Annotated in this window: 18 protein-coding genes; 7 read left to right on the top strand and 11 right to left on the bottom strand. The window is 68.0% G+C overall.

From position 1 onward, the window contains the following. Positions 1–5: 5 nt before the first annotated feature. Positions 6–1,259, top strand: coding sequence for a Mur ligase family protein (locus RJ1_RS05900; protein WP_073359028.1), 1,254 nt, complete (start codon positions 6–8; stop codon positions 1,257–1,259). Then, positions 1,252–1,962 (top strand): type 1 glutamine amidotransferase, encoded by a 711-nt coding sequence (locus RJ1_RS05895; RefSeq protein WP_073359027.1) that lies wholly within the window; start codon positions 1,252–1,254, stop codon positions 1,960–1,962. Before RJ1_RS05900 ends, RJ1_RS05895 begins: the two co-directional genes overlap by 8 nt. 84 nt (positions 1,963–2,046) lie before the next feature. Here the strand turns inward: RJ1_RS05895 and RJ1_RS05890 are convergent, their stop codons facing one another. Further along, entirely contained in the window at positions 2,047–3,063 is a 1,017-nt protein-coding gene (locus RJ1_RS05890; RefSeq protein WP_073359026.1) for a type IV toxin-antitoxin system AbiEi family antitoxin domain-containing protein, read from the bottom strand. Between the two features lie 204 nt (positions 3,064–3,267). Between RJ1_RS05890 and RJ1_RS05885 the strand changes: the two genes are divergently transcribed. Then, positions 3,268–3,714 (top strand): SRPBCC family protein, encoded by a 447-nt coding sequence (locus tag RJ1_RS05885; protein WP_073359025.1) that lies wholly within the window; start codon positions 3,268–3,270, stop codon positions 3,712–3,714. After that, the gene (locus RJ1_RS05880) at positions 3,711–4,037 is read left to right on the top strand and encodes an ArsR/SmtB family transcription factor (protein WP_073359024.1); all 327 of its coding nucleotides are present in this window, start codon (positions 3,711–3,713) and stop codon (positions 4,035–4,037) included. Before RJ1_RS05885 ends, RJ1_RS05880 begins: the two co-directional genes overlap by 4 nt. A 125-nt stretch (positions 4,038–4,162) precedes the next feature. Here the strand turns inward: RJ1_RS05880 and RJ1_RS05875 are convergent, their stop codons facing one another. The 5 genes from RJ1_RS05875 to RJ1_RS05855 form a co-directional block, all read right to left on the bottom strand. Beyond that, positions 4,163–5,620 carry an MFS transporter gene (locus tag RJ1_RS05875; RefSeq protein WP_073359023.1) on the bottom strand — a complete coding sequence of 486 codons (1,458 nt, stop codon included), beginning with the start codon at positions 5,618–5,620 and terminating at the stop codon, positions 4,163–4,165. 81 nt (positions 5,621–5,701) lie between these two features. Next, positions 5,702–6,274: a TetR/AcrR family transcriptional regulator gene (locus RJ1_RS05870; RefSeq protein WP_073359022.1), complete on the bottom strand. Its 573-nt coding sequence runs from the start codon at positions 6,272–6,274 to the stop codon at positions 5,702–5,704. Beyond that, on the bottom strand, positions 6,271–6,879 hold the full coding sequence (recR, locus tag RJ1_RS05865; protein ID WP_005248644.1) for a recombination mediator RecR: 609 nt from the start codon (positions 6,877–6,879) through the stop codon (positions 6,271–6,273). Before recR ends, RJ1_RS05870 begins: the two co-directional genes overlap by 4 nt. 9 nt (positions 6,880–6,888) lie before the next feature. Beyond that, positions 6,889–7,230 (bottom strand): YbaB/EbfC family nucleoid-associated protein, encoded by a 342-nt coding sequence (locus RJ1_RS05860; protein ID WP_073359021.1) that lies wholly within the window; start codon positions 7,228–7,230, stop codon positions 6,889–6,891. Positions 7,231–7,348: 118 nt separating this feature from the next. Beyond that, positions 7,349–7,783, bottom strand: coding sequence for an SRPBCC family protein (locus RJ1_RS05855; protein WP_073359020.1), 435 nt, complete (start codon positions 7,781–7,783; stop codon positions 7,349–7,351). A 248-nt stretch (positions 7,784–8,031) separates the two neighbouring features. On the opposite strand from RJ1_RS05855, the gene RJ1_RS05850 reads away from it, so the two are divergent. After that, a complete protein-coding gene (locus tag RJ1_RS05850) occupies positions 8,032–9,483 on the top strand; it encodes an FAD-binding oxidoreductase (protein WP_073359019.1) in 1,452 nt (483 codons plus the stop codon). Beyond that, entirely contained in the window at positions 9,480–10,781 is a 1,302-nt protein-coding gene (locus RJ1_RS05845) for a class I SAM-dependent methyltransferase (protein ID WP_073359018.1), read from the top strand. Before RJ1_RS05850 ends, RJ1_RS05845 begins: the two co-directional genes overlap by 4 nt. Before the next feature lie 23 nt (positions 10,782–10,804). On the opposite strand, the gene RJ1_RS05840 is transcribed toward RJ1_RS05845, so the two are convergent. From RJ1_RS05840 to RJ1_RS05825, 4 genes are all read right to left on the bottom strand, one after another. Then, a complete protein-coding gene (locus tag RJ1_RS05840) occupies positions 10,805–11,851 on the bottom strand; it encodes a type IV toxin-antitoxin system AbiEi family antitoxin domain-containing protein (protein WP_073359017.1) in 1,047 nt (348 codons plus the stop codon). Positions 11,852–12,008: 157 nt separating this feature from the next. Then, positions 12,009–14,147 (bottom strand): 3-hydroxyacyl-CoA dehydrogenase NAD-binding domain-containing protein, encoded by a 2,139-nt coding sequence (locus tag RJ1_RS05835; RefSeq protein WP_073359016.1) that lies wholly within the window; start codon positions 14,145–14,147, stop codon positions 12,009–12,011. 29 nt (positions 14,148–14,176) lie between these two features. After that, the gene (locus RJ1_RS05830) at positions 14,177–15,391 is read right to left on the bottom strand and encodes an acetyl-CoA C-acetyltransferase (RefSeq protein WP_025431690.1); all 1,215 of its coding nucleotides are present in this window, start codon (positions 15,389–15,391) and stop codon (positions 14,177–14,179) included. A 311-nt stretch (positions 15,392–15,702) separates the two neighbouring features. Beyond that, the gene (locus RJ1_RS05825; RefSeq protein WP_073359015.1) at positions 15,703–18,012 is read right to left on the bottom strand and encodes a DNA polymerase III subunit gamma and tau; all 2,310 of its coding nucleotides are present in this window, start codon (positions 18,010–18,012) and stop codon (positions 15,703–15,705) included. A gap of 199 nt (positions 18,013–18,211) precedes the next feature. Between RJ1_RS05825 and RJ1_RS05820 the strand changes: the two genes are divergently transcribed. Then, complete coding sequence (locus tag RJ1_RS05820) at positions 18,212–19,558, top strand: ammonium transporter (RefSeq protein ID WP_073359014.1); 1,347 nt, start codon at positions 18,212–18,214, stop codon at positions 19,556–19,558. 65 nt (positions 19,559–19,623) lie between these two features. Here RJ1_RS05820 and RJ1_RS05815 read toward each other — a convergent pair whose 3' ends face one another. After that, entirely contained in the window at positions 19,624–20,217 is a 594-nt protein-coding gene (locus tag RJ1_RS05815; protein WP_073359013.1) for an HhH-GPD-type base excision DNA repair protein, read from the bottom strand. Positions 20,218–20,240: the final 23 nt, after the last annotated feature.

Genomic DNA, 20,240 nt, shown 5'->3' with positions numbered 1-20,240 from the left:
GCGGAGTGAGTACTGGAACTGGGATCACCACGCGCGGCAAGCTCGCCCTGCGCGCAGCGGCGGCCGCCTCCTGGGCGTCGCAGAAGGCCGGACGCGGCAAGGGCTCGATGATCGGCGGCCTGATCGCCCTGAAGATCGACTCGACGCTGATGGAACAGCTCGGCGCGCGCCGGCGCACCGCGGTGATCACCGGCACCAACGGCAAGTCCACTACCACCCGGATGACCGCGGCGGCGCTCTCCACGCTCGGTGAGGTCGCGACCCAGGCCGATGGCGCCAACATGGACGCCGGCATCGTCGCGGCACTGAGCAACCGCGTCCACGCGCCCCTCGCCGCCCTCGAGGTCGACGAACTCCACGTCCCGCACGTCAGCGACGCCGTCAACCCCGAGGCCCTGGTCCTGCTCAACCTCAGCCGCGACCAACTCGACCGCGTCGGCGAGATCAACATGATCGAACGCAAGCTCCGCGCCTGCGTCGCCGCGCACCCCGAGGCCGTCGTGATCGCCAACTGCGACGACGTCCTCGTCGCCTCCGTGGCCTACGACGCGAAGAACGTCGTCTGGGTGGCCGCCGGCGGCGGGTGGGCCAGCGATGCCGCCAGCTGTCCGCGCACCGGCGAACCCATCGTCTGGGAGGGCTCGCACTGGCGCAGCACGGGTTCCGACTTCGCGCGTCCCACCCCCGACTGGTGGCTCGACGACGAAAATCTGTACGGGCCCGACGGCCTGAAGATCCCGATGACCCTCGCCCTGCCCGGACGCGCGAACCGCGGCAACGCCGCGCAGGCCGTCGCCGCGGCGGTCGCGATGGGCGCGACGGCGGAGGACGCGGTCGCCGCCGCGGCCACCGTGCAGGAGGTCGCGGGCCGCTACAGCACCGTCGAGGTCGGGTCGCATTCCGTGCACATGCTGCTCGCCAAGAACCCCGCCGGCTGGCAGGAAGCATTGTCGATGATCGACCCCACCGTCGACGGCCTCGTGATCGCCGTCAACGGGCAGGTCCCCGACGGCGAGGACCTGTCGTGGCTGTGGGATGTCCGGTTCGAGCATTTCGAGGGCGTCAAGGTGGTGGCCGCCGGTGAACGCGGCACCGACCTGGCCGTCCGCCTCACTTACGCCGGCGTCGAGCACACACTCGACCCGAACCCGTTGCGGGCCATCGCGTCCTGCCCGCCCGGACGCGTCGAGGTGCTCGCCAACTACACCGCCTTCCGCGACCTGAACACCGCCATCGCGAAGGAGGCGCGCAATGCCTGACTCGACTGTCCGCATCGGCCTGGTCCTGCCCGACGTGATGGGCACCTACGGCGACGGCGGCAACGCCCTGATCCTCCGGCAGCGGCTGCGCATGCGTGGCTACGACGCGGAGATCGTCGAGATCACCCTGAACGACCCGGTTCCCGACTCCCTCGACGTGTACACGCTCGGCGGCGCGGAGGACTCGGCGCAGCGGCTCGCCACCCGCCACCTCACCCAGTACCCCGGACTGCAGAAGGCCGCCGAACGCGGCGCCCCCGTCCTCGCGATCTGCGCCGCCATCCAGGTGCTCGGCAACTGGTACGAGACGTCCAGCGGCGAACGCGTCGACGGCGTGTCCATGCTCGACGTCACCACGTCCCCGCAGGCGACGCGGTCGATCGGCGAGGTGATCACGACACCGCTCACGGACGGTCTGACCCAACCGCTGTCGGGGTTCGAAAACCACCGCGGCGGCACCACACTCGGCGCCGGCGCCCGGGGTCTCGCCCGGGTCACGCACGGTGTCGGCAACGGCGTCGGAGACGGGCTCGAAGGTGTCGTCCAGGGTTCCGTGATCGGCACCTACATGCACGGACCCGTCCTCGCCCGCAACCCCGAACTCGCCGACCTGCTGCTGAAGCGGGCACTGGGCGTCGACGAACTCGCGCCCCTCGACCTTCCGGAGGTCGAGCAGCTGCGCCGGGAGCGCCTGCGCGTCTAGGCACGTGAGCGGCAATGTGTCTTCCCCCACGCTTTCTCACTCACCTGCGCACGTGAGCGAGAAAGAGTGTCCGGGCACACTTCGTCACTCACGTGGGCAGGCGGGGCAGCGGCGCGACGTATCGGTCCAGCCTTCGCGGACCAACACCCGGCGCACTTCCTCGAACACCCCGCAGGGATCACGAGTCGTCTCGTCCCACCCGTAGACCAGCCGTGGACGATCGGCGAGTTCCGCTGCGTTGTCGCGACGACGGTCGCGGAAGCGGGACTGGTGCGCGTTGTGATACTGCTGTCCGTCGAGCCGGACGATCAGTGGCACTCCCGACGGGCTGTAGTCGACGTCCTCGTACAGAATCCGGCCGTCCACGACGTGCGGCATCTGACGTTTCCCGTTCGGCAGCCCGTGCGACCGTTCGACGTCGAGTGCATACCGATGTTCGAGAGCCGATTGGACGCCGTCCCCGAGCATCATCACGGCGTCGGCGATGTCGGTCGCATAGCGGTGCGGACGCCGGACCTCGAGTTTCCGGCGGAGCACCTCGACGTGGACCTTGCCGCTGGTGGCCGCCTCGACGAATCGCAGGGCCGCCTCCCGCGGGGAGTCCTCGGACACCGCGAGGTCGATCACGGTGTCGGCCAACGATGTCCGCGGCCGTCGAAACGGGACCGAGATGTGCTCGAACGCGCGGGACCGATGGACCACGACGCCGCCGTGAACGAGAGCGTTGCCCACCGAGGTCGGGCGCGGACCGCCCGGCGTCCGCACCGTCGGGCCCTGATGCACGGCCGAGCACTTGTAGGGCACGGTGATGTGGACCGGCGCCGACGGGTCGTCGACGCGAAGCATTCCCCACTCCTCTGCCGCGGTCCGGTGGCTCAGGATCGCCCGGCTACCGCCGTACAGGAGTGCCGCGGAGAGGGCCATCGGCCGGGTGAGCGGGCCGTTGGTGACGGCGATGACACGGGGAAGCACCCGCAACCATTGGCCGGCGACCACACGGTGCCGGAGCGCGGTGGCACTGACGCCGTGCGCTCGGAGCTGCGCGGAGGTGACGACGCCGTCCTGGGCGTCGAGAAGGGCCTGCCATGAGTCGTGTTCCATGCCGGGAACGGTGTCGGCCCGCCCCGACAGGAATCGCCCCCATCACCCACTATTTCCACAGCCTGTGGATAACCCATGTGAGTGGGAATGCGCCCCCGGGCACACATTGGCACTCACGTGGGGGTGCAACCGGACAGTTGCAGGATGCCGAAAAGAGTGCAACCATGGAGTTGCATATCAACCTCGTCGAAAAAGGTGACCCCCATGGACGCGTCGAGCAGCATCACCCGGACCGTTGTCGTCAATGCCCCGAGGTCGGCGGTGTGGGCGGCGATCACGGACCCAGACAAGATCAGCCAGTGGTTCGGGCAGCGCACGTCGCTCGACCTCGCAGTCGGCGGCAAGGCCGCCTTCACCTGGGACGAGCACGGCACCGCCCGCGCCGTCGTCACGGAGGTCGACGAACCGAACGCATTCGGTTTCCGCTGGGCCGCCGACATGGGCGCCGACCCGGTGGTCGGCAACTCGACCCTGGTGCGGTTCACGCTGTCCGAGCACGCGGCCGGCACCGAACTGACCGTCGTCGAGACCGGGTTCGACACCCTCGACCGCGATGTCGCCGACCAGAAGCGGGCCCGCGAGGGCAACGTCCAGGGCTGGCACGCCGAACTCGACGAACTGGTCGCATACCTGCACGGCGTGAAGGCATGAGCACCCACTCCGAACTGGCGTCGGTGTTCGCGGCGCTGTCCGACGAGACCCGCTGGGAGATCCTGACCGAACTCGGCCGGGCCGACCAGTCGGCATCGTCGCTGGCCACCCGGCTTCCGGTGTCGCGGCAGGCCATCGCCAAGCATTTGAGCGCGCTGCAGGCCTGCGGTCTGGTGGAGTCGGTGAAGGTGGGCCGCGAGGTTCGCTACCGCGCGCTGGGCGCCGAACTCAACAAGACGGCACGGACGCTGGAGCGGATCGGCGCCGAGTGGGATCGCCGGCTGTCCGCCATCAAGGAGATCGCGGAATCGATGGAGGAGTAAACACCCCAGACAGGGGTTCGGCCGGGAATGCTTCTGCATTCTCGGCCGGATCTCTGCTTCTCGAGTTTTCTCTGCTCACAGGTACATTTCCTCGATCCGCATCACTGACGATACACGCGAGTGACCTACGTCACAAGAGGTTCCATCGGAGTTTCCTTCGCCCGATCATGTCCCGGCAGCGCGAGGGAGACCGCGAACACCAGGACCGCCAGCACCGCGCACACCCCGTAGGCCAGCGAGAACCCGGCAGCCGAGGCGACGCCACCGACCATGCTCGCCGCGAGGACGGTCGCGACCACCGCGCTGCACATCGTGGTGCCCATCGTCCGCAGCAGCACGTTGACGCCGTTGGCGGCGGCCATCTGCGTCGACGGCACGGCCCGGACGATCAGCATCGGCAGGGTGCTGTACACCAGCGCGGTACCGATCGCCGCGACGCCGAGGGCCGCGATCACCATCCACAATTCCTTGTGCGGCACGGTGTGCAGCGCGTAGCCGAGGACGAGACAGATCGCGCCCGAGAGGATCGTGACCTTGGACCCGAAGCGTTCGGACACCCGGGCGCCGACCTGTGCGAAGACGATCATCGACAGACTCGTCGGCAGCTGGCACACCGCGGCCTGCAGGATCGTGAGGCCGTAGCCGGCGTCCCCACGGGGCGCCTGGAGAAGCTGGGTGGTGATGAGGGCGTTTCCGTAGAACGCGAACCCCACGAGCAGCGCCGTCACGTGCGGCAGCAGCACCGACCGGCGCGCCGACACCCGCAGGTCCACGAGCGGGTTCCGGTTGCGCAGTTGCTGATACCCCCACAGCGCGAACAGGAACGCCGCGGACGCGAACATGCCCAGCACCGCGGGACTACCCCAGCCCCACGAGCTGCCCTGCGTGATCGGCACGAGCAGGCAGACGAGGGCCGCGGTGAGACCGACGGCGCCGACGCCGTCGAACCGTCCGCCGGACCGCACCTCGGACTCACGGATGAACAGCACCGCGGCCGTGGTGACGGCGAGCCCGATTCCCGCGATCACCCAGAACAGGACGTGCCAGTTGGAGTACTCGGCGACGGACGCCGCGAACGGAAGCCCGAGCGCCGTGCCGATCCCGAGGGTCGAGCTCATCATGGCGATGGCGCCGTTGACCTTCTCGCGCGGCAATTCGTCACGGAGGATCGAGATTCCGACCGGGATGACGGCGGCGCCGGCGCCCTGCAGTCCGCGCGCGAAGATCAGGAATGCGATGTCGGACGTCACGGCGCAGATCAGCGCGCCGACCGTCATGAACACGAACGCGACGAGAAGCATCCGCTTCTTGCCGAACATGTCGGCGAGCCTGCCGAAAATCGGGGTGACCACCGCGCCGACCAGGAGGGTCGTAGTGATGAGCCAAGACACCGCGGTCTGACTCGCGCCGGTGAACGTCGGCATGCTGGGCAGCAGGGGAACCATGACGGTCTGCAAGACCGCCTGGAAGACACCCGCGAACGCGAGAATCGGGAAGAGGTAACGCGATCCGTTGGCCGATTCGGGCGACGCGACCGGCTGATCCGCGAGCGCCGAGAGCGGGCGCGGCAACGAGATCGTCAAGCGTCACCCCCGCGCAGCTGGTAAATGGTTGTTCACCACATTAGGTGAACAACCATTTACCCCGCAAGCCGGACATTCCGCTCAGCTGTCGAGCAACTCCTGCACCAGCGGGGCGTAATGCGCCACCACCTCGTCCGGAGTGCCCGTCGCGTGCTCCTGCATCATCCTGCGACGCATCACGGCGAGGCCCGTCAACATCGACATCACCAGTTCCGCGCGCAGCCGGGCATCCGGCCCCGGCAGCCGTTCGGCCAGCGCGTCGATCATCTGCGCCGAATAGTTGGCCCGCAGCTTGCGGCTACTCTCCGCGCTCGGCCCGCTCATGAACAGAATGTTCAGCGACAGCGGCTTGTACGGCTCGAGCGGCCGCGCGAACATCGACACCATCCGCTCACCGAGACCATCCAGCGGGCCGCTGAACAGCATCTCCGCGGCGGCACGGAAGTCGACGAGGGCGTCGAACAACTGCTCCTTGGACCCGAAGTACTTGATGATCAGCGGGGCGCTGACCCCGGCGTCCTCGGCGATGTCCTTGAGCGTGATCTCCCGGTACGGGCGCGTCGCGAACGCCCGCCCCGCCGCGTCGACGATCAGCGACCGCGACTGCTCGGCCGTGCGTTTGGCGGGCGCAGCGACCCCCGGATCGGACGTCACAGCGTGCGTCTCCCCGACAACGCCCGGCCCAGGGTGAGTTCGTCGGCGAACTCGAGGTCGCCGCCCATCGGCAGACCCGACGCGAGCCGGCTGACCGTCAACCCGGGAAAGTCCCGGAGCATCCGCACCAGATACGTCGCGGTGGCCTCACCCTCCGTGTTGGGGTCGGTCGCGATGATCACCTCGGAGACGTCGACGCCGTCCTCCTGATTGCCGATGCGCGCGAGCAACTCCCGGATACGGAGCTGATCGGGCCCCACCCCGGACAGCGGATCCAGCGCGCCGCCGAGGACGTGATAGCGGCCCTTGAACTCGCGTGTGCGTTCCACGGCCTGGACGTCCTTCGGCTCCTCGACCACACAGATCACCGTGCGGTCGCGGCGCGGATCGGCGCAGATACGACAGTGCTCCTTGTCGGACACCGTGCCGCAGACCACGCAGAACTGGACGCCGTCACGCACCCGCTGCAGCGCATTCTTGAGCCGGTCGATCTCGGGCGGCTCGACGCTGAGCAGGTGGAACGCGATGCGCTGAGCGCTCTTCGGCCCGACGCCGGGCAGCTTGCCGAGTTCGTCGATCAGATCCTGAACCGGACCTTCGTACACGCCGCGCCTCTAGAAACCGGGGAGACCGGGCAGGCCTCCCCCACCGAATCCACCCGCGAGCGGACCCAGCTTCTGCGCCGCGATCTCCTGTGCCTTGGCCGACGCGTCCTCGATCGCACCGATCACGAGGTCCTGCAGAGTCTCGACGTCGTCCGGATCGACGACCTTGGGATCGATCTTCAGACCGACGACTTCACCTGTCCCCTTGACCGTCGCGGTCACGAGTCCGCCACCGGCCTGCCCGGTGACCTCGGCCTCGGCCATCTCCTCCTGGGCGGCCATCAGCTGCTGCTGCATCTGCTGTGCCTGCGCGAGGAGCGCCGACATGTCGGGTTGTCCACCTGGTTGCACTGACGTGGTCCTTTCTGCTGTTTCCCCTGCCAGCGTAGACCGTGACCGTCGGTGCGGTCCGGCACCGACGCCGTCGCGCGAAGTCACGCGGACAGCGCCGGAGCGGACCGTGGTCGTGTCAGGCGAGTTCGCGCTCGAGGTTCGCCAGCACCTGCCCCTGAATCTTCTTGAGACCCAGCGGGGCGAACGTCTTCTCGAAGAAGCCGCCGATGCCGCCGGCGCCCTTCCACTCGGTGGTCGTGGTGACCGTCGAGCCGCTGCCGCTCGGGGCGACGACCCAGGTGGTGACGAGGGACGAGTTCGCATCCGTCTCCGTGATGGTGTTTCCCGCCACGGTGACCGTGGCCTTGATGTCGCGGGACCGCTTCTCGGTGGCCTTCAGAGTCCACTGCGCGACGGTGCCGCCGCCCTGTCCGCCCTCGAGGACGCGGTAGTCCAGGTACTGCTCCGAGAGGATGCGCGGGCGCACCGTCTCGTAGTCCGCCAACGCCGCGAGTGTCTTCTCCGGTGTGGCTGCGACGGTGATCGAACTGCTCGCGCTGACCTGGCCCACTGTGCTGACTCCTCTTGTACGATTTGTACGAAACTGCTTCCACCTCCCATCCTGCCTGCCGTGCACGAGTCCCGGCGATGACGTGGCAATCTATTGTGAGGTAGGTCACCTCGTCGTGGTCGCGACCCGCGGATTGATGAGACATTTGTGTGAATCTTCGGTCGAGCGCGCCGATATGCGTGGCTTCAACCCGTGGAGAGGGATAGCGTCAGGGTGTGGCTGCCTCTTCGGTTGAACTACTGAAAAGCATGCGGGAGGGTGGACGCCCCTTCCGTGCGCATCGCACTCTGCCCGTCACGGGGATCGACGCTCACCGCGCCGGCGTCGAACGGCTCCTCGCGTCCTACCGGGCAATTCCCGCGGACGCCACCGTGCGGCTCGCGAAGAAGACGTCCAACCTGTTCCGGGCGCGGGCACAGACCACCGCACCCGGCCTCGACGTCTCCGGACTCGGCGGTGTCATCTCCGTCGACCCGCAGGCGCGGACCGCGGACGTCGCCGGCATGTGCACGTTCGAGGACCTGGTGGACGCCGTCCTGCCGTACGGGCTGGCGCCGCTGGTGGTTCCGCAGCTCAAGACGATCACACTGGGCGGCGCGGTCACCGGCCTCGGCATCGAGTCGACCTCGTTCCGCAACGGCCTCCCCCACGAATCGGTGCTCGAGATCGACGTCCTGACGGGCAGCGGCGACATCGTCACCGCGACACCGGAAGGCGAGAACTCCGACCTGTTCTGGGGATTCCCCAACTCGTACGGAACCCTCGGCTACTCGACGCGTCTGCGCATCCAGCTCGAGCCCGTCAAACGGTATGTGGCACTGCGTCACCTGCGGTTCGACTCCCTCGACGACCTGCAGTCGGCGATGGATCGCATCGTCACCGACCGCGTCCACGACGGCATCCCCGTCGACTACCTGGACGGCGTCGTCTTCACCGGCTCCGAGAGCTACCTCACGTTGGGCCACCAGACCGACGAGGGCGGCCCCGTCAGCGACTACACCGGACCGGACATCTTCTACCGGTCCATCCAGCACGCATCGGTGAACCATCCCAAAACGGACAAACTCACCATACGAGACTACTTGTGGCGCTGGGACACCGACTGGTTCTGGTGCTCGCGCGCGTTCGGCGCCCAGAACCCCACCATCCGCCGACTGTGGCCGAAGCGGCTCCTCCGCAGCAGCTTCTACTGGAAGCTCATCGCCCTCGACCACAAGTACGACATCGGCGACCGGCTCGAGAAGCGCAAGGGCAACCCGCCGCGGGAACGCGTCGTGCAGGACGTCGAAGTTCCCATCGAGCGCACCGCCGACTTCGTCCGCTGGTTCCTCGACGAGATCCCCATCGAGCCGCTGTGGCTGTGCCCGTTGCGGTTGCGTGAACCCGCCCCCGCCGGTGCGTCGTCGCAGCGCCCGTGGCCCCTGTACCCCCTCGAACCGAAACGCACGTACGTGAACATCGGATTCTGGTCATCGGTGCCCATCGTTCCGGGCCGACCCGAGGGGGCGGCGAATCGACTGATCGAGGACAAGGTCAGCGACTTCGACGGACACAAGTCCCTCTACTCCGATTCGTACTATTCCCGCGAAGACTTCGAACGCCTCTACTACGGCGGCGATCGATATACGGAACTGAAAAAACGCTACGACCCGAAATCACGATTACTGGACCTTTTCTCCAAGGCGGTGCAACGTCGATGACAACTCTGAAAGCTTCACGCTCCCAAGACCACAAGCTGACCATCGCAGAGATTCTCGAAACTCTGTCCGACGGCATGCTCCCCCTGCGGTTCTCCGCGTACGACGGCAGCGCCGCCGGCCCCGAGGACGCGCCCTACGGACTCCACCTCAAGACGACCCGCGGCACCACCTACCTGGCGACCGCACCCGGCGACCTCGGCATGGCCCGCGCCTACGTGTCCGGCGACCTCGAGGCCCGCGGCGTCCACCCCGGCGACCCGTACGAGATCCTCCGCGTCATGGGCGACGAGCTGCACTTCCGCCGCCCGTCCGCGCTGACCCTCGCGGCCATCACCCGCTCCCTCGGCTGGGATCTGCTGCGCCCCATCGCCCCTCCCCCGCAGGAGCACCTCCCTCGGTGGCGCCGGGTCGCGGAAGGGTTGCGGCACTCCAAGTCCCGCGACGCCGAGGTGATCCACCACCACTACGACGTCTCGAACACCTTCTACGAGTACGTCCTCGGCCCCTCCATGACGTACACCTGCGCCTGCTACGAGAACGCCGAACAGACCCTCGAGGAGGCGCAGGACAACAAGTACCGCCTCGTCTTCGAGAAGCTCGGACTCCAACCCGGCGACCGACTGCTCGACATCGGCTGCGGCTGGGGATCGATGGTCCGGTACGCCGCCCGCCGCGGCGTCAAGGTCATCGGCGCCACCCTGTCACGCGAACAGGCCGAATGGGCGCAGAAGGCCATCGCCGAAGAGGGACTGTCCGACCTCGCCGAGGTCCGGTTCTCCGACTACCGTGACGTCCCCGAGACCGGATTCGACGCCATCTCCTCGATCGGCCTCACCGAGCACATCGGCGTCGGCAACTACCCCGCCTACTTCGGCCTGCTGCAGAGCAAGCTCCGCGAAGGCGGCCGGCTGCTCAACCATTGCATCACCCGGCCCGACAACCAGAGTCAGGCACGCGCCGGCGGCTTCATCGACAGGTACGTCTTCCCCGACGGCGAACTCACCGGTTCCGGACGCATCATCACCGAGATCCAGAACGTGGGCCTCGAGGTCCGGCACGAGGAGAACCTGCGCGAGCACTACGCACTCACCCTCGCCGGGTGGTGCCAGAACCTCGTCGACAACTGGGACGCCTGCGTCGAAGAAGTCGGAGAGGGAACCGCCCGCGTCTGGGGCCTCTACATGGCCGGGTCGCGGCTCGGCTTCGAACGCAACGTCGTTCAGCTGCACCAGGTTCTCGCCGTCAAGCTCGGGCCCAAGGGCGAGGCACATGTCCCGCTCCGGCCGTGGTGGAAGTAGGCGGCTCCGCCGCCCGTGAGTGGTTAAGGAGTCTCTGCACTCCTTGACCACTCACACGCCGGGCACGGCCTCTCGCCGGGCCTCCTCCACCCCTCCCGCACCAGTACGGTCTCCACTTCGCGGGCCACCACGCACGGATTGTTCGTCACCTCGTCGAACCCGTAGACGAGTCGCGGCCGGCCCTGCAGTTCGGCCGCGTTGTCGCGTCGACGGTCCCGGAATGCGACCTCCGCCATGGCGTGCGCGCGGCGGCCGTCGAGTCGCACGATGAGCGCCACACCGTGGTCGGAATAGTCGCAGTCCTCGAACAGGGTCCGCCCGTCCACGACCACGGGCGACTGCCGCCGCGCCCGGGGTAGCCCGTGCGCGTCCTCGACGTCGGTGGCGTAGCGATATTCGAGCACCGACTGCACTCCTTCGGCCAGCAGTCGCACGGCGTCGGCGAGCGCCTTGCGGTAGCGACGCGGCCGTCGCTCCTCCATGCGTCGTCGAATGTCGCGCAGCGGGATCCGGGCATTGGTCACGAGAGCGATGAGCCGGGTGTAGGCGTCCCGCGCCGTCGGCTCGGCGATCGCGACGTCCAAGGCCGTGTCCGCCCTCGCCGTCCGGGGTTGGTCCGTGTCGACGGCGATGTAATCGTGTGCCCTCGACCGGTGCACGATGACGCCGGGATGCAGCGGTGAGGACAGTGCGATCGGATTGCCGGGCTTTCGCGACGGACGCATACCTGTCTCGCTCTGGCACCGCGACGATTTCCCGTACGGCACCGTGATGTGGATCGGCTCGCCGTCGCGGCGAGGGACCATCCCCCATTCCTCCGCGGCGGTGACGTGGCTGAGCATCGCATGCCCGCCCCCGTAGAGAAGAGCGGCGGACAGGATCATGTCCCGGGTCAACGGGCCGTTGGTGACGGCGTAGACACCTTGGAGGACACGGCGCCACTGTCCCGAGTCCAAGAGGTGACGAACCCTGCCGCGAGAGAAGCCGAATGGCTCGAGTTGGGACTGTGTGACGATCCCGAACTGGGTGTCGACGAGTCGCTGAAAGTCGTGGAGATCGATGTCGGTCATACGGCGCATCGTGCGATGCGCGTCCGACTCCGATGCCGACAAAAACGCGGTTATCCACGTTGCCTGTGGATAACCGCGAAGTTGTGGATAACCCGCCTCGTGCGCCTTTTTGGTTGTTGCAGCTACCAAAAAGGCGCACGGGCGGCGGAGCCGCCTACTACCTCAGCGACGCCGGCGGGGTGAAGCGCTCGCCGTACTTGGCGGCGAGTTCCTCAGCGCGCGCTACGAAGCCGGCCTGGCCGCCGTCGTAGCCCTGGATGTACTGCGACACACCGCCGGTCCAGGCGGGGAAGCCGATACCCATGATGGAGCCGATGTTGGCGTCGGCGGTGGTGAGGAGCACGCCCTCGTCGAAGCACTTCTGCGTCTCGATGGCCTCGATGAACAGCATGCGTTCGATGAGGTCCTGGAACGGGACCTCGAGTTCCTTGGAACCGAAGTTCTCCCGGAGACCGGACCAGAGGCCGGTGCGCTTGCCGTCGGCGTAGTCGTAGAAGCCGGCGCCGCCGAGTTTGCCCTTGCGGTCGAACTTGTCGACCATCGTGTTGATGACGTCGCCTGCCGGATCGGCGGGCAGTTCCTTGCCTTCGGCCTTCGCGGCTTCCGCGGTTTCCTTGCGGATCTTCTGCATCAGCGTGAGGTTCAGCTCGTCGGACAGCTGCAGCGGAGCCGCCGGGTAGCCGGCCTGCAGGCCTGCCTGCTCGATGGTGGCGGGCTCGATGCCCTCCGCGAGCATGGCGATGGCCTCGTTGATGAACGTGCCGATGACGCGGGAGGTGAAGAAGCCGCGCGAGTCGTTGACGACGATCGGCGTCTTGCGGATGGCCTGCACGTAGTCGAAGACGCGTGCGAGGGCCTCGTCCGACGTCTTCTCTCCGCGGATGATCTCGACGAGCGGCATCTTGTCGACGGGTGAGAAGAAGTGGATTCCGATGAAGTCCTCTTGACGCTTCACACCGGTCGCGAGGCCGGTGATTGGCAGGGTCGACGTGTTCGACCCGAGCAGGGCCTTCGGGTCGACGATGTCTTCGATCTCCTGGAACACCTTGTGCTTCAGGTCCTGTGACTCGAACACGGCCTCGATGACGAAGTCGACTCCGGCGAAGTCGGCGGGGTCGGCGGTCGGCGTGATGCGGTCGAGCAGCCTCTTCGACTTCTCCTCGGTGGTCTTGCCACGCGAGAGCGCCTTGGCCTCGATGCCCTCGGAGTACGCCTTGCCCTTGTTCGCGGCGTCGATGGTGACGTCCTTGAGGACGACGTCGAAGCCGGCCTTCGCGGACACGTAGGCGATGCCGGCGCCCATCATTCCGGCACCGAGCACACCGATCTTGGTGATCGGGGTCTTCTCGATGCCCTCGGGGCGGGAGGCGCCGGAGTTGATGGCCTGCAGGTCGAAGAAGAACGCCTGGATCATGTTCTTCGCGACCTGGCCGGTGACCAGCGACGTGAAGTACCGGGCCTCGATGACGAGCGCGTTGTCGATGTCGACCTGCGAGCCCTCGACGGCGGCGGCCATGATGGCGCGCGGTGCCGGCATGGGGGCGCCCTTGAGCTGCTTGCGCAGGTTCGCGGGGAACGCGGGCAGATTGGCTGCGAACGCCGGGGTGGACGGGGTGCCGCCGGGGATCCGGTAGCCCTTCTTGTCCCACGGCTGGACGCCGCCCTCGGGGTTGGCCTTGATCCACGCCTTCGCGGCGGGCACCAGTTCCTCGACCGAGGACACGACCTCGTCGACGAGCCCGACCTCTTTGGCCTGCACCGGTCCCCGCTGCTGGCCCTGGAGCAGCACCTGCATGAGTGCGTTCTGCAGTCCGAGCATGCGCACGGTGCGGACGACGCCACCGCCGCCGGGCAGCAGACCGAGGGTGACCTCGGGCAGGCCGATCTTGACGCCCTTCACGTCTGCGGCGACGCGGTGATGCGTGGCCAGGGCGATCTCGAGTCCGCCACCGAGGGCGGCACCGTTGATGGCGGCGACGACGGGCTTGCCGAGCGTCTCGAGGCGGCGCAGGTCCGACTTGATCGCGACGCTGTGGCTGTAGATCTCGTCGGCGTTCTCCGGGCCGACCTTGATCATGTTCTTCAGGTCGCCGCCGGCGAAGAACGTCTTCTTGCCGGACGTGATGACGACGCCGGTGATGGAGTCCTTCTCGTCGACGAGGCGGTCGACGGTCGCCTTCATCGAGGAGATGTAGGCGTCGTTCATGGTGTTCGCGCCCTGGTTGGGATCGTCGATGGTGAGCACGACGATGCCGTCGGCGTCCTGCTCCCAGTTGATGATGTTCTGCTCGCTCACTGCTTCAAGTCTCCTGATGGTCCGGGCGGTCAGACGCGCTCGATGATGGTGGCGACGCCCATACCGCCGCCGATGCACAGGGTGATGAGGGCGTACCGGGCGTTACGACGCTCGAGCTCGTCGATCATGGTGCCGGTGATCATGGCGCCGGTGGCTCCGAGCGGGTGACCCATCGCGATGGCACCGCCGTTGACGTTGAGCTTCTCGTCGGGGATGTTCAGGTCCTTCTGGAACTTGAGCACCACGGACGCGAACGCCTCGTTGATCTCGAACAGGTCGATGTCGTCGACGGTCAGACCGGCGGCGGCGAGCACCTTCTTCGACGCCGGCGTCGGGCCGGTGAGCATGATCGTGGAGTCCGCACCGCTGGTGGCCGTCGCGACGACGCGGGCGCGGGGGGTCAGGCTCATGTCCTTGCCCGCCTGCTCCGATCCGACGAGCACCAGTGCGGCGCCGTCGACGATGCCGGAGCTGTTGCCGCCGTGGTGGACGTGGTTGATCTTCTCGACCCAGTGGTACTTCTGCAGCGACACGGCGTCGAAGCCGCCCATCTCGCCGACGCCGGCGAACGACGGGTTGAGGCCCGCGAGGTTCGCGAGGGTGGTGCCGGGACGCATGTGCTCGTCCTGGTCCAGCACGGTGAGGCCGTTGATGTCCTTGACCGGGACGACGGACTTGGCGAAGTAGCCGCCGGTCCACGCCTTCGCGGCGAGGTCCTGCGAACGGACGGCATACGCGTCGACGTCCTCGCGGGAGAAGCCTTCGATGGTGGCGATCAGGTCGGCGCCGACACCCTGGGGAACGAAGTAGTTGTCGTAGTTGGTGGCCGGGTCGAGTGCCCACGGTCCGCCGTCGGAGCCCATCGGCACACGGGACATCGACTCGACGCCGCCGGCGATGACGAGTTCGTCCCAGCCGGAGCGCACCTTCTGCGCTGCGGTGTTGACGGCCTCGAGGCCGGACGCGCAGAAACGGTTGAGCTGGACGCCGCCGACGGTGTCGGGCAGTCCTGCGTCGTTGACCGCGACGCGGGCGATGTCCATGCCCTGGTCGCCGACGGGGGTGACGACGCCGAGGATCAGATCCGAGATGCGGTCTTCGTCAAGGTCGGGGAAGCGGGCGCGGAGCTCGTCGATCAGGCCGGTGACCAGCGAGATCGGCTTGACCGAGTGCAGCGAACCGGTCTTCTTACCGCGGCCGCGCGGGGTGCGGATGGCTTCATAAATGAATGCCTCTGTGGTCACTGTGGAGTGTTCCTTCCTTATCTGCGTCGACGCCGACCGTGCACACGGCGCTCTGCACGGGGCATACCCCGGCTCGTCCACCTTAGAACGTGTTGCAAAACGAGAGGAAGGACCGAAGCGATCCTGGATCGTGACCCAGGCGATCACGACCGGCCGATCTCCGCCCAGCCGGGCCGGGCCTTTCATGCTGTTACGACGCGTCGCTCGCCCCCCGACCCGAGCGGAGGAACACCGTGTGACCCGGGCAACAGGGGCGGATGTCCCGATGCGGCGGGACCGGGCGGCGAGGAGCCGGGAGAGCTGTCGGGCGTTCAGCCCTCGAGCTTCTTGGCGCCCAGCATGTCCTTGAGCAGTTCGAACGCCACATCTTCGGGGTCGCGGCGCGTCGAGGGGTCGGCGGGCTCCGCGGCCTCCGCGAACATCTCTTCCTCGTCTTCCGGGGTGGAGACGGGCGGCGTCGCCGACACGGCCTCGTAGTCGACCGGCCCGGGATCGTCCGGGTAGTCGGGTGCTTCCGGCGGCGGGATGTCGTCGTCCGGTTCGGACGACGGACGAGCCTGGGCCGCACCCGGACCCGAATCGGAGCGCCGCGTGTCGGACTGCTGCTGCGGCGGACGCTGCGCCGCCCTCTCCTGGCTGGGCCGGGAGAATCGGGGGGCACCGGCCGGTTTCGTCGGCGCGGCAGCGGCCTTCGCGACCGGCGGGGGCGGCGCCGACGGAGCCCCGGCCTGATACTCCACTTCCCAGGTGCCGCCGAACATCTCGGACAGGACCTCGGCGATCACCTGAGCGTTGTGCGGCGACGCGATGCGCGCACCCAGGTTCGGCACGGGGTGCGCCAGGATCAGTCGGTTGCCTTGAACATCGTGCACCGTCGCGGCCGACAGCATCGCGGGCAGGATCTTGTTGCGCTGGCTCACCTTCTCGCGCAGCGAATTCCAGGCCTCGCGCAGCGCGGCAGCATCCGGACCTGCAGATGCGGCAGGTGCTGCGGGTTCCGCCTCCACCTCGTGGGCGAGCGACTGCTCCGGCTCGTCGGGGGCCGGGACGGGCGCCGGCTCGGGAACAGGCGTCGGCTCGGGTTCCGGAACCGGCGTCGGTTCCGGCTCGGGAACAGGCGTCGGCTCGGGTTCCGGAACAGGCGCCGGCTCGGGAACAGGCGTCGGCTCGGGTTCCGGAACCGGCGTCGGTTCCGGCTCGGGAACGGGGGTCGGCTCGGGTTCCGGAACAGGCGCCGGCTCGGGAACAGGCGTCGGCTCGGGTTCCGGAACCGGCGTCGGCTCCGGTACCGGCCGCGGCATCGGTTCGGGTTCCGGCTCGGGCGGCGGGGGCACGGTGGCAGCCGCGGCCTGGCGCATCGACGGTCGCTGGAATTTCGGCTCCGGTTCCGGCTCCGCGGGCCGTTCGGGCGCACGCGTCGGCGCCGCCGCGGGGCGTTCCCCGTCGGCGGACGGCGCGGCCCCGGCGGGCGGAAGTCCGCGTTCGACGCGTTCGAGTCGCTGCAGCACGGCGGACTCCGCGTCGGACGCCGAGGGCAGCAGCATCCGGGCACACATCACCTCGAGTAGCAGCCGGGGGGCGGTCGCGCCGCGCATCTCGCCCAGACCGGCCTGGAGCACCTCGGCGTAGCGGGTGAGCGTGGCGGGACCGACCCGCTGGACCTGGGCCCGCATGTGCTCGAGCACGTCACCGGGGGCGTCGACCAGGCCGCGTTCGGCGGCGTCGGGCACGGCCTGCATCAGGATGAGGTCGCGCACACGTTCGAGCAGGTCGACGGCGAAGCGGCGCGGATCGTGCCCGGCGTCCATCACGCGGTCGACCGTCCCGAACAGAGCTGCGCCGTCGCCGGCGGCCAACGCGTCCACGGCGTCGTCGATCAGCGCGACGTCGGTGACGCCGAGCAACGCGAGCGCACGGGGATAGGTGACACCCTCGTCGCCGGCGCCGGCCAGGAGCTGGTCGAGAATGCTCAACGAGTCACGCGGAGAACCGCCACCCGCGCGGATGACCAGCGGATACACCGGGTCCGCGACGGGCACGCTCTCCTGCTGGCAGATCTTCTCCAGCAGTCCCCGCATGGTCGCCGGGGCGAGCAACCGGAACGGGTAGTGATGGGTGCGCGAACGGATGGTCGGCAGCACCTTCTCGGGTTCGGTGGTGGCGAAGATGAAGATGAGGTGTTCCGGCGGCTCCTCCACGATCTTGAGGAGGGCGTTGAAACCGGCCGTGGTGACCATGTGGGCCTCGTCGACGATGAACACCCGGTACCGCGACTCGGCGGGCGCGTAGAACGCGCGATCACGCAGCTCACGGGTGTCGTCGACGCCACCGTGGCTGGCCGCGTCGAGTTCGGTGACGTCGAGGTTGCCCGACCCGCCGGGGCCCAGCGCCACACACGACGGGCACTGGCCGCACGGCGTCGAGGTGGGGCCCTCCACACAGTTCAGCGATCGGGCCAGGATGCGAGCAGACGACGTCTTGCCACAGCCGCGGGGACCGGAGAACAGATACGCGTGGTTGATCCGTCCGGCATCGAGAGCGGTGCTCAGTGGTTCGGTGACGTGCTCCTGCCCCACCACCTCGGCGAAGGATGCGGGTCGGTACTTCCGGTACAGGGCCACGCGGAAAGACTACCGGCGGGCCCCGACAGTTCGGCCCGGGTGGTCGAAGCACCCGCTCGGGGCGGTACTCACGCGCAACAGTCCGGACGTGACCGCATTGCGTAACACGTTCGCAACGCATCGGCATCACAGTCGAAACCCCTCGCGGTCATCGTGATTTTCCGCGCCCGGTTTCGTCCGGGGGTGTGAGGAGAATGCTGTGCCTGCAATCGACGCCGGGGCTACCGCCTGGCTTCTGATCAGTACCGCGCTGGTCCTGCTGATGACCCCGGGGCTCGCCCTGTTCTACGGCGGGATGGTTCGTTCCACCGGCGTACTGAACATGATCATGATGAGCTTCGTGTCGATCGCGCTCGTCACGGTCGCCTGGCTCGTCGCCGGGTACTCCCTCATCTTCGGCGACGACATCGGCGGCGGACTGATCGGCGGGCTGGAACACCTGGGGATGGCGGGGATCGACCCGACCACCGTCCACGGGCAGGTCCCCGAGATCCTGTTCGCCACGTTCCAGCTGACGTTCGCGATCATCACCGCCGCGCTGATCAGCGGCGCGATCGCCGACCGGGCCAAGTTCTCCGCCTGGATGATCTTCGTGCCCGTCTGGGCTCTCGTCGTCTACGCACCCGTCGCGCACTGGGTGTGGAACCCGCAGGGCTGGATCGCGCAGTTCGGCGCCCTCGACTACGCGGGCGGACTGGTCGTCGAGATCGTGTCCGGAGCGTCGGGCCTGGCGTTGGCACTGGTGCTGGGCCCGCGTCTCGGTTTCCGGTCCGAGTCGATGCGTCCCCACAACCTTCCGCTGGTGCTGCTCGGTGTCGGCCTGCTCTGGTTCGGCTGGTTCGGTTTCAACGCGGGCTCGGCGCTCGCCGCCGACGGCACCGCTGCCGCGATCTTCCTGAACACCCTCGTCGCCGGGTGCACCGGCCTGCTCGGCTGGCTGCTCGTCGAACAGAAGCGCGACGGTCACCCCACCACGTTCGGTGCGGCGTCCGGCGTCGTCGCGGGCCTGGTCGCGATCACCCCGTCCTGCGGCACCGTGAGCATGGTCGGTGCGGTGGTCGTCGGCGCCGTGGCCGGTGTGGTCTGCTCGTTCGCCGTCGGCTGGAAGTTCCGCCTCGGGTACGACGACTCACTCGACGTCGTCGGCGTGCACCTCATGGGCGGCATCGTCGGCACGATCCTGATCGGCCTGCTGGCCACCGAGGTCATGACCGGCGGGCCGGAAGGCCTTCTCTACGGCGGCGGGTTCGCCCAGCTCGGCAAGCAGGTGCTCGCCGTCGTGGTCGTCGCCCTGTACGCGTTCGGTGTGACGTACGCGCTGGGCAAACTGATCGACCGGATCTTCGGTTTCCGGGTGAGCGCGGAGGACGAGTCGTCCGGCATCGACCTCGCACTGCACGCGGAATCGGCCTACGAGCACGGCGTGCTCGGGCACGGACCCCACGGCGGCGGCCAGGGCAACAGCGTCTTCCCGTGGATGCACGAGGCCGAACGCCGGCGGCAACTCGACGCCGAACGGAAGCAGAAGCCGACCGAGTCCGAGTAACCGCGCAGCTCCTTCGTCACTGACTGAGTAACCGCGCAGCTCCTTCGTCACTGACTGAGTAGCGGCTACTTCTTCTTCGCTGCCGCCGCCTTCTTCGCCTCGGCCTTCGCGGCCTTCTTGAACTCGCGGACCTCGTGGAGGCTCGTGTCGTCCACGACGTCCGCGATCGAACGCCGGGAACCCTCGGTGCCGTAGTCGCCAGCCGCCTCGCGCCAGCCCTCCGGCTCCACACCGATCTGCTTGCCGAGCAACGCCAGGAAGATGCGGGCCTTCTGGTCGCCGTACCCGGGCAGCGCCTTCAGACGCTTCAACACCTCTTTGCCGTCGGGGTCGCCGCTCGTCCACAGCGCCTCGACGCTGCCGTCGTAGTTCTCGACGAGGAACGCACACAACGACTGGATGCGGGTAGCCATCGATCCGGGGAACCGGTGAACCGCTGGAGTCTGCGAGCAGACCGCCGCGAACTCGCCCGGATCCATCTCCGCGATGCGGTGCACCTCGAGCCCGCCGAGCCGGTCGTCCAGCTTCTTCGGACCCGCGAATGCCGTCTCCATCGGAACCTGCTGATCGAGCAACATCCCGATGAGCAGCGCCAGCGGATCACTCGCCAGGAGCGCGTCGGCGTCCGGGTCCCCTACCAGATTCAGCGTGCGTGCCATGGGTTCGATCCTGCCATCCCACG

It is taken from the genome of Rhodococcus jostii NBRC 16295, from assembly GCF_001894825.1.
In the GTDB taxonomy this organism is placed as follows: Bacteria; Actinomycetota; Actinomycetes; order Mycobacteriales; family Mycobacteriaceae; genus Rhodococcus_F; species Rhodococcus_F jostii.
This window is presented reverse-complemented; position numbering and strand designations above follow the sequence as displayed.

Coding starts and splice junctions, on each gene's coding strand:
- RJ1_RS05895 (WP_073359027.1), top strand. CDS start 1,252: ATGCCTGACTCGACTGTCCGCATCGGCCTGGTCCTGCCCGACGTGATG.
- RJ1_RS05890 (WP_073359026.1), bottom strand. CDS start 3,063: ATGGAACACGACTCATGGCAGGCCCTTCTCGACGCCCAGGACGGCGTC.
- RJ1_RS05885 (WP_073359025.1), top strand. CDS start 3,268: ATGGACGCGTCGAGCAGCATCACCCGGACCGTTGTCGTCAATGCCCCG.
- RJ1_RS05880 (WP_073359024.1), top strand. CDS start 3,711: ATGAGCACCCACTCCGAACTGGCGTCGGTGTTCGCGGCGCTGTCCGAC.
- RJ1_RS05850 (WP_073359019.1), top strand. CDS start 8,032: ATGCGGGAGGGTGGACGCCCCTTCCGTGCGCATCGCACTCTGCCCGTC.
- RJ1_RS05845 (WP_073359018.1), top strand. CDS start 9,480: ATGACAACTCTGAAAGCTTCACGCTCCCAAGACCACAAGCTGACCATC.
- RJ1_RS05840 (WP_073359017.1), bottom strand. CDS start 11,851: ATGACCGACATCGATCTCCACGACTTTCAGCGACTCGTCGACACCCAG.
- RJ1_RS05815 (WP_073359013.1), bottom strand. CDS start 20,217: ATGGCACGCACGCTGAATCTGGTAGGGGACCCGGACGCCGACGCGCTC.